The organism is Streptomyces sp. NPDC060031, from assembly GCF_042736805.1.
Taxonomy (GTDB): Bacteria; Actinomycetota; Actinomycetes; order Streptomycetales; family Streptomycetaceae; genus Streptomyces.
Genome location: NZ_JBHWVM010000162.1, coordinates 1 through 7,865 on the forward strand (window position 1 = coordinate 1; position 7,865 = coordinate 7,865).

Genomic DNA, 7,865 nt, shown 5'->3' on the forward strand with positions numbered 1-7,865 from the left:
GGCTGCACTTCTACAATCACCACCGCGGACACACCGCGCTCGCAGGCAAACCACCCGCCAGCCGCGTCCCCAACCTCACAGGGCAATACACCTAGTCCCGGCCGACGGGCTGCGATCATGGCGGAATGTCCGAGACATCCCCCATGATCGAAGCCCGGTGGCCGCTCGCCCCGTCCCGCACCGCCGACTGGCTGCGGGAACTCGCCGACGACGACGGTCTGACGGGCTTCATGCCGCCGCCGCTGCCGGACGCGGCCTGGGTGCTGAACGCGATGTACGAGTACCAGGGCGCTCCGGGAGACGTGACCCACGACGAGGACCGCCGAGCCGGCCTGGCCGACGGGAGCATCGCCCCGCTCACGGTCGGGGGCCACAGTCTCGAAGGGCTCACCACCACCGGCGGCGGACTCGGCCGCTCCGAGCACCCCGGGCCCGGCTGGCGCCGGCTGCGCTGGGCCGAGCTGGCCCGGCGCACGGGTGACGCGGTCGTCCCCGAAGGGCTGCTGCCCTCGTACCGGTGCCTGCCGGGCGCCCGCACCCACGGCAGCTGGCCCCTCGGCATCGAACCGCCCACCGAGGGCAGCCTCGACCGGCCGACCTGGAACCGGGTCGTCGAACTGCTCACCGCGCACGGCTCCGCCGGTCCGGACACCCGCTGCCTCGCCTACTACAACCCGATGCTGGTCCGTCGGTTCGACCAGGCCAACCTGCACGTCCGCGCCGGGCGCCTCGGCGACGCCACCGCGCTGTACGACAACCCCGAGGCCGACTTCACCCCGTCCAACCTGTGGGCCGAGGACCACTCCTGGGTCCTCTGCACGGACTACGACCTGTGGGCCACCAAGGTCGCCGGACCGGCGCCGCTCATCGAAGCCCTGCTCGCCGACACCGAGATCGAGGCGCTCCGGCTCCCCTGGGCCCCCTGAGCCGTCGCGGGCGCCGCCCGCCCTGCTCGCCGGCCCCCCGGCACGCCGCTGCGCGGAGCCGCTCCCCGGGCGCTGCCCGGACCCGCGCCTCAAACGCCGGCGGGGCTGGAGGGGGGGGTGCTGCACCCCGCCTTGGCGCGGGCTGCACCTGCCCCGCCTGCGGCGGGGCTGCCGCTGGTTCCTATCCTCGCGGGATGATCGACGCCATCACCCCGCTCGACGCCACCGCACTGGCCGCCCACCGGGACGAGCTCGCCGAGCTCCTCCTCGCCGTGGTCGCCGACGGCTCCTCCCTCGGCTTCCTCGCCGACCTCGACCACGCCGGCGCCGCCGCCTGGTGGGACTCCCTGCTGCCCGCCGTCGAGGACGGCTCCCTCGCGCTCTGGGTCTCCCGCACCGGCCCCGACGGCCGGATCGACGGCACCGTCAGCTGGTACCGGGAGTCCAAGCCCAACGGCCGCCACCGCGCGGAGCTGCGCAAGCTCATGGTCCACCCCGCAGCCCGCGGCCGCGGGACCGCCCGCGCGCTGCTCGCCGAGGCGGAAGAGGCCGCCGCCCGCGCCGGGGTGGTGCTGCTGTTCCTCGACACCGAGACCGGCAGCGGGGCCGAGCGCGTCTACCGCTCCGCCGGCTGGACCGAGGCCGGCACCATCCCCGACTACGCCACCGACCCGGCGGGCCGGCTGCGCCCCACCACCCTTTTCTACAAGCGCCCGAACCAGCACAGGTGACCTCGCCCGCCGCGCCGCGTTAGACCCGTAGGCACCGGCTCCGGCACCGGGCACCGAGCGAGGGAGACCGTATGTACGCAGCACCCGCCGCCGCACCACTCACCCGCCGCGCGGTCCTCCGTACGGCTTTCACCGCGGCCGTGTGCGCGGGCACGGCCGCGGCCCTGGCCCCCGTACTGCGCGCCCGCAGACCCCGCCAGACGCTCACCCCAGCCCCGCTCACCGAGGAGACGTACCGCGGCCGGCACATCGCGGTGGACCTCGCGACGGCCGCGGTCCGCATCGACGGCCGTCCGTTGCACGTGATGCGCCGCGCCGACGGCAGCTACCTCAGCGGGATCAACCACTTCCAGTCCTACGCGACCCCGCTGGAGCTCGCGCGCGCCGCCGTCGACGAGCTGGGCACCAACCAGCTGGCGTTCGCGGCCCCCCACCACGGTGGACAGGAGTAGTCCGCGTTGTACACCCGGCAGAACCAGAAGAACCTGACCAGCGCGCAGAAGAAGCGGTTCACGGCCGCCGTGCTGGAGCTCAAGCGCAGCGGTGTCTACGACGATCTCGTGCGCACGCACGACAAGTACTTCGTGCCCGACCGGGCCCGCAAGCTCCGGGTCGGCCACATGTCCCCGTCCTTCTTCCCCTGGCACCGCCGCTACCTGCTCGAGTTCGAGAGGAATGTGCAGAGGGTCGACCCCGGCGTCTGCGTCCCGTACTGGGACTGGACCACCGACAACAGCCCGGTCTCCTCGCTCTGGGCCGACGACTTCCTCGGCGGCACCGGCCGCGAGAGCGACCGGCAGGTGATGACCGGCCCGTTCGCCTACGAGAAGGGCAACTGGCCGGTCACCGTGGGCATCACGGAGGCCCGTTTCCTCACCCGCAACCTCGGCCGGCCGCAGAACCCGATCAAACTGCCGACCGCGGCCGAGCTCGAGTGGGCGATGGACGACCCGACCTACGACACCTCGCCCTGGGACTCCACCTCCGCCGGCGGCGGCTTCCGCAACAAGCTGGAGGGCTGGGCGGCCCCGAAGAGCGAGCGCTGGCGCAACCACAACAAGGTCCACCAGTGGATCGGCGGCCACATGACGGGCGGCACGGCGCCCAACGACCCGGTGTTCTGGCTGCACCACGCCTTCGTGGACCTGCTCTGGGACCGCTGGCAGCAGCGACACCCGGGCTCCGGCTACCTGCCCGCCGCCCCGCTCCAGCCGGGCGACCTCCAGCGCGGCCGGGTGATCGCGCTCGACGAGCCGATGCCGCCGTGGGACCTGACCCCGCGCGAGATGCTCGGCCACCAGGGCGTCTACCGCTACGAATGACGACCCGCCGGGAACCCGTATTCCATGGGGAAGGGCCCCCGCCGTACGGCGGGGGCCCTTCGGGTGAAGCGGGTGAGGCGAGCGGAGCAGGTGGTGCGGGTAGTGCGGGTGATCAGCCGCCGTAGCCCTCGGTGTGGTGCTCGGTGTGGTGCTGGCCGCCGCCCGACTGGTTGATGCAGGTGTTGCCGAACGCCGGGTTCAGCAGACCGACCACGTTGACCGTGTTGCCGCAGACGTTGACCGGGACGTGCACCGGAACCTGTACCAGGTTGCCCGACAGGACGCCGGGGGAGCCGACCGCCGCACCGTGCGCGCCGGCATCGGCAGCCGCCAGGCCCGCGCCGGCGGCCAGGGCGCTACCGGCGGCAGCGGTGATGACGAATGCCTTCGCGATACGCGACATCAAGATCTCCTCGTGAGAAAAAGGGGGGTGCCGCAAAGCTGCGGCGTTTGACATGGCATACAACGCACCGACCGCCCAGGGGTCACGGTCACTGGGCCTACCCGGTGATCCCGAACCGCGCGGAAGCGAAAGCCGGCTGCACCTGAGTGACCTCGCCCGGCCGCATGACCTGCACCGGAGCGCCCTTGCAGCCCGGCTCCCGGTAGAGGGCCACCGGTTCGCGGGTCTTGTTCGTCACGCCCCGCGAACCGCCGCCCTCGGCCTTGACACAGCCCTTGCGGGAGGGGACCGCGTGGACCTTGTCGTCCTGGCCGACGTACTGGAAGTCGTGACCGACGACGGTCCCCTGGCCGATGACGGGGCCTTCGCCGGCGTGCGCGGCCCCGGCCCCGGCGCAGGCGCCCGCGGCCACGGCCGCCAGCAGCAGGGCGGGGATGGTGAGGGGGATACCCATGGATCGCATGCCCGCTCCAACCCGCCGCGCCCCCGACCGGGTCACGCCTTGTCACCCCCGGGACGCCTGTGCGACGGTGCGCGGAGCGCGGGATTCAGTACCGGGAGGACACGATGGGCGCAGCGGGCGGCGGCAGGCACCACGGCCGGCCCCGGGCCAGGACCGGGCAGGGCGTGGTCGAGGGCCGCACCGGGCCCGGCGGGATCGCCGTCTTCCGCGGCATCCCGTACGCCGCCCCGCCCGTCGGGCCCCGCCGCTTTGCCGCGCCCGCTGCGCCCGAGCCCTGGGACGGCGTACGCGACGCGGGAGCGTACGGGCCCACCGCGCCCAAGGTGCCCTACCCGGACGCGTTCGCGGCGCTGCTGCCCGACCCGGAGATCCCGGGGGACGACTGCCTGAACCTCAACGTGTGGACCCCGGACCCGGCCCCCGCGGCCCGGCTGCCGGTCATGGTGTGGATCCACGGCGGGGCCCTCACCCGGGGCTCCTCGGCGGTCCCCGTCTACGACGGCTCGGCCTTCGCCCGCGACGGCGTGGTGCTGGTCTCCGTCAACTACCGGCTCGGTGTCCTCGGCTACGGGCTCTTCCCCGATGCCCCCGCCAACCGCGGCCTGCTGGACCAGATCGCCGCCCTGCGATGGGTCCGGGACAACATCGCGGCCTTCGGCGGCGACCCCGCCCGCGTCACCGTCTTCGGCGAGTCCGCCGGGGCCATCAGCATCGGCGCCCTGCTCGCCGCCCCGCGCGCCGAGGGGCTCTTCGCCCGGGCCGTCCTGCAGAGCGGGGCCCCCGAGGTGCTGCCGCGCGACGGAGTGCGCACCATGGTCAGGCGGATGGCCTCGCTGCTGAAGGTGCCCGCGACCGCCGGGGCCTTCGCCGCCACCGCCCTGCCCGACCTGCTCGCCGCCCAGGCCGCGGCGGCGCGCCGCTCCTCCCCGCTGGTCGGGGGTCCGGCCTTCGGCCTGGTCACCGACCCGGACACGCTCCCCGCCGACCCGCTCGAAGCGGCCACGGGGAGCGGCGTGGCGCTGCTGCTCGGCTGGACCACCGAGGAGTACCGGCTCTGGCTCGCCCCCACCGGCGGGATGCGGCTGCTGGACCGGCTGGGTCCGCTCACCGTGGCGCTGGCCTGCCTGCGCAGCGGCAAGGACCGGTCCGCCGTACGGGCGCTGCGCGCCGGGCTGCCCGGGGCGGGCCCGGCCGACCTGGCCGGCCACCTGCTCACCGACCGGCTGCTGCGCGACCCGCTGCGACGGCTCGCGGGCGCGCGGCGGGCGGCGCCGAGCTTCGTGTACGAGTTCGCGTGGCCGTCCGGGGTCACGGGCCTCGGCTCCTGCCACGCGCTGGAGCTCGGCTTCGTCTTCGACAACCTGGCCGTGCCCGAGTCGGCCTGGCTGGCCGGGCCGGACGCCCCGCAGTCGCTGGCCGAGGAGATGCACGCGGCCTGGGTGCGGTTCGCCGTCGCGGGGGACCCGGGCTGGGCGCCCTGGGACGGCAACGGCCCGCCGAAGGTGTTCGGCGGGCCGGAGCTGAAGCAGGCGTGGGAGGCGGCGGTTACTCCACGGGTCCTTCCATGACCTTGCTGATGAACTGGATCGGTCCCTCGCCCATGTTGGGCACGTAGGTCTTGGCGTTGTGCTTGCCGCCCTGGATGACTCTCAGGTCGGTGTGTATGGGGCCCTTGCCGTAGGTGGCGATGAACTTCTGCACGTTGGGCAGGGTGTTCTTGTTGCTCTCGTCGGTGCCGACCTGGAAGGCGAGGTAGACGTCCGGGCCCTTCTTGTCGATGAGCTGCTTCGCCAGGAGCTCCGGGTTGTTCTCGGCCTTCTCCTTGTCGTGGCCCTTCCACAGCGGGGAGTCCGGGACGATGTCCGGGCCGGAGGCGATGACGGCCTTGAACTTGTCGGGGTGCTTCAGCACGGCCTTCAGGCCTGCGAAGCCGCCGGTGGAGGAGCCCATGAAGGCCCAGCCGTCACGGGACTTGACCGTGCGGAAGTTCGCCTTCATGAAGTCCGGCACGTCATCGGTCAGCCAGGTGCCCATCTTGGGCTGGCCGGGGATGTCGGAGCCGTCCCAGTAGACGCCCTTGTCGTCGGGTCCCGGGTTCAGCACCGGCATGGCCAGGATGAAGGGCTTGCTCTTGCCCTCGCCGTACCACTTGCCGATGCTGCTCTGGAGGCCCAGGTCGGTGCCCATCCAGTAGTTGCTGGGGTAACCGGCGCCGCCCGGCAGGGCGATCATGACCGGGAAGCCGCTCTTGGCGAACTTCGGGTCGTTGTACTCCTTGGGCGCCCAGACCCAGACCTGGCCCTTGAAACCGGACTTCTTGCCGTCCAGGGTGGCGACGGCGACGTGGGTGCCGTCGGGCAGGGTCATGGAGTTCTTGAAGGCGGCCATCGGACCCGTCGGCATCAGGGCCTTGGAGTTGGCCGGCGGCTTGGCGTCGGTGCTGCCGGTCCCTCCGGTGCCCCCCGCGCCGCCGGGCGCCTTGCCGAAGGAGACGGCCTCGCCCTTGTCGGTGAAGGGCGGTATTTCGTAGTGGTTCATCACGAGCGCCGCGATGCCCGCGAGCGCGATGAAGGAGACACCCGCGATCACCCAGCGCCGGGCCCGCGACGGACGTCGCCGGGGTTCCTCGGGCAGGGGTGGCTCACCGTAAGGCGGCTGCGGCGGCCCGTAGGGGTGCTGGTGGCCCTGGGGCGGGTAGGCCTGTCCGTACGGCTCGCCGTAGGGCTGCTGCTGGTACTGCCCTTCCGACCGGTACGGCTGATGCTGTCCGTCGGGTGAGTACGACATGTGCGGTTGTCTCCGGCTTGGTGCTGCCCCGTTGGGGCGGTGTCGACGTGCTTTCGTTCGAAGGATGATCGTACGTGCCCATGGGTTCCGTATTTTTCCTTCTCTTGACGCTCCCTGGAGAAGGACGTTGCCCGACGTGAAAAGGGCCTTCGGAGTTCCCGTTCCGTTCGCCAAGTATCTCTGGCCAGTGCACATGGCGCTGGGTATGGTGCGTCCGCGCCGCCCCCAAACCCCCCTGCCTGGAGGTATCTTCCGTGTTTGGCATGTCCCTTTCACGGCCCCGCCGCAAGACGGCCCTCGCCACCGCCTTCGGCCTCAGCGCCGCCGGCGCCGCGCTGTGGGCAGGCACAGGTGCCGCCCAGCCCGCGCACGCGGCCGGCCTGCCCGCCCCCGACCACGTGGTCGTCGTGGTCTTCGAGAACCACGCCTACAACCAGGTCATCGGCAGCTCCAGCGCCCCCTACATCAACTCCCTCAAGACCGGCGGAGCCAACCTCACCAACTCCTTCGGCATCACACACCCCAGCCAGCCCAACTACCTCCAGCTCTTCTCGGGCTCGAACCAGGGCGTGACCGGTGACAGCTGTTACACGCCCGGCTTCAGCTCCGCGCCCAACCTGGCCTCCGAGCTGATCGCCGCCGGCAAGAGCTGGGCCAGCTACAACGAGACGCTGCCCAGCCAGGGCTCCACCACATGCTCCAGCGGCAGCTACGCCCGCAAGCACAACCCGTGGTTCGCCTTCTCCAACGTGCCCACCAGCACGGCGAAGACCATGACGCAGTTCCCCACGGACTTCACCACCCTGCCCAAGATGTCGTTCGTCGTCCCCAACCTGTGCAACGACATGCACGACTGCTCCGTGGGCACCGGCGACACCTGGCTCAAGAACAACCTCAAGGCCTACGCGGACTGGGCCAAGACCCACAACAGCCTGCTCGTCGTCACCTTCGACGAGGACAACCGGCTCGCGGGCAACAAGATCCCGACCGTCCTCTACGGGCAGCCGGTGACCCCGGGCTCCACGTCGAGCACCACCTACAACCACTACGACATGCTGCGCACCCTGGAGGGCCTCGCCGGCCTGACCACCCACGCGGGGAACGCCGCCACCGCCACCGACATCACCGGGATCTGGGCCTCCTGACCATGTACGTTGCGGACAGTCGCGGTACACCCGCGCCCGCCGTGACCCCCGAGACGCAAGGCGCCGCCCCGGGCACCCGCCCGGGGCC

Annotated in this window: 9 protein-coding genes; 6 read left to right on the top strand and 3 right to left on the bottom strand. The window is 72.1% G+C overall.

Features of this window, described 5'->3' with window-relative positions; translation table 11 throughout:
• The first annotated feature begins 125 nt into the window (after nt 1–125).
• The 4 genes from ACFWB8_RS35990 to ACFWB8_RS36005 all read left to right on the top strand — a co-directional run bounded on the left by ACFWB8_RS35990 (nt 126) and on the right by ACFWB8_RS36005 (nt 2,979).
• Nucleotides 126–926: a hypothetical protein gene (locus ACFWB8_RS35990; protein ID WP_385237212.1), complete on the top strand. Its 801-nt coding sequence runs from the start codon at nt 126–128 to the stop codon at nt 924–926.
• Between the two features lie 194 nt (nt 927–1,120).
• Nucleotides 1,121–1,657, top strand: a complete 537-nt coding sequence (locus ACFWB8_RS35995; protein WP_385237215.1) for a GNAT family N-acetyltransferase — start codon at nt 1,121–1,123, stop codon at nt 1,655–1,657.
• Nucleotides 1,658–1,728: 71 nt separating this feature from the next.
• Nucleotides 1,729–2,109, top strand: a complete 381-nt coding sequence (locus ACFWB8_RS36000) for a tyrosinase family oxidase copper chaperone (RefSeq protein ID WP_385237218.1) — start codon at nt 1,729–1,731, stop codon at nt 2,107–2,109.
• A gap of 6 nt (nt 2,110–2,115) precedes the next feature.
• On the top strand, nt 2,116–2,979 hold the full coding sequence (locus ACFWB8_RS36005) for a tyrosinase family protein (RefSeq protein ID WP_385237221.1): 864 nt from the start codon (nt 2,116–2,118) through the stop codon (nt 2,977–2,979).
• Nucleotides 2,980–3,091: 112 nt separating this feature from the next.
• On the opposite strand, the gene ACFWB8_RS36010 is transcribed toward ACFWB8_RS36005, so the two are convergent.
• A complete protein-coding gene (locus ACFWB8_RS36010) occupies nt 3,092–3,382 on the bottom strand; it encodes a chaplin (protein ID WP_385237224.1) in 291 nt (96 codons plus the stop codon).
• A gap of 97 nt (nt 3,383–3,479) precedes the next feature.
• Nucleotides 3,480–3,845: a hypothetical protein gene (locus ACFWB8_RS36015; protein WP_385237227.1), complete on the bottom strand. Its 366-nt coding sequence runs from the start codon at nt 3,843–3,845 to the stop codon at nt 3,480–3,482.
• Between the two features lie 104 nt (nt 3,846–3,949).
• Here ACFWB8_RS36015 and ACFWB8_RS36020 point away from each other — a divergent pair, with 104 nt between their 5' ends.
• On the top strand, nt 3,950–5,413 hold the full coding sequence (locus ACFWB8_RS36020; protein ID WP_385237231.1) for a carboxylesterase/lipase family protein: 1,464 nt from the start codon (nt 3,950–3,952) through the stop codon (nt 5,411–5,413).
• Here ACFWB8_RS36020 and ACFWB8_RS36025 read toward each other — a convergent pair.
• A complete protein-coding gene (locus tag ACFWB8_RS36025; protein ID WP_385237234.1) occupies nt 5,391–6,632 on the bottom strand; it encodes an alpha/beta hydrolase in 1,242 nt (413 codons plus the stop codon). The genes ACFWB8_RS36020 and ACFWB8_RS36025 overlap by 23 nt on opposite strands.
• 263 nt (nt 6,633–6,895) lie before the next feature.
• Between ACFWB8_RS36025 and ACFWB8_RS36030 the strand changes: the two genes are divergently transcribed.
• A complete protein-coding gene (locus ACFWB8_RS36030; RefSeq protein ID WP_385237236.1) occupies nt 6,896–7,777 on the top strand; it encodes an alkaline phosphatase family protein in 882 nt (293 codons plus the stop codon).
• Nucleotides 7,778–7,865 lie beyond the last annotated feature (88 nt).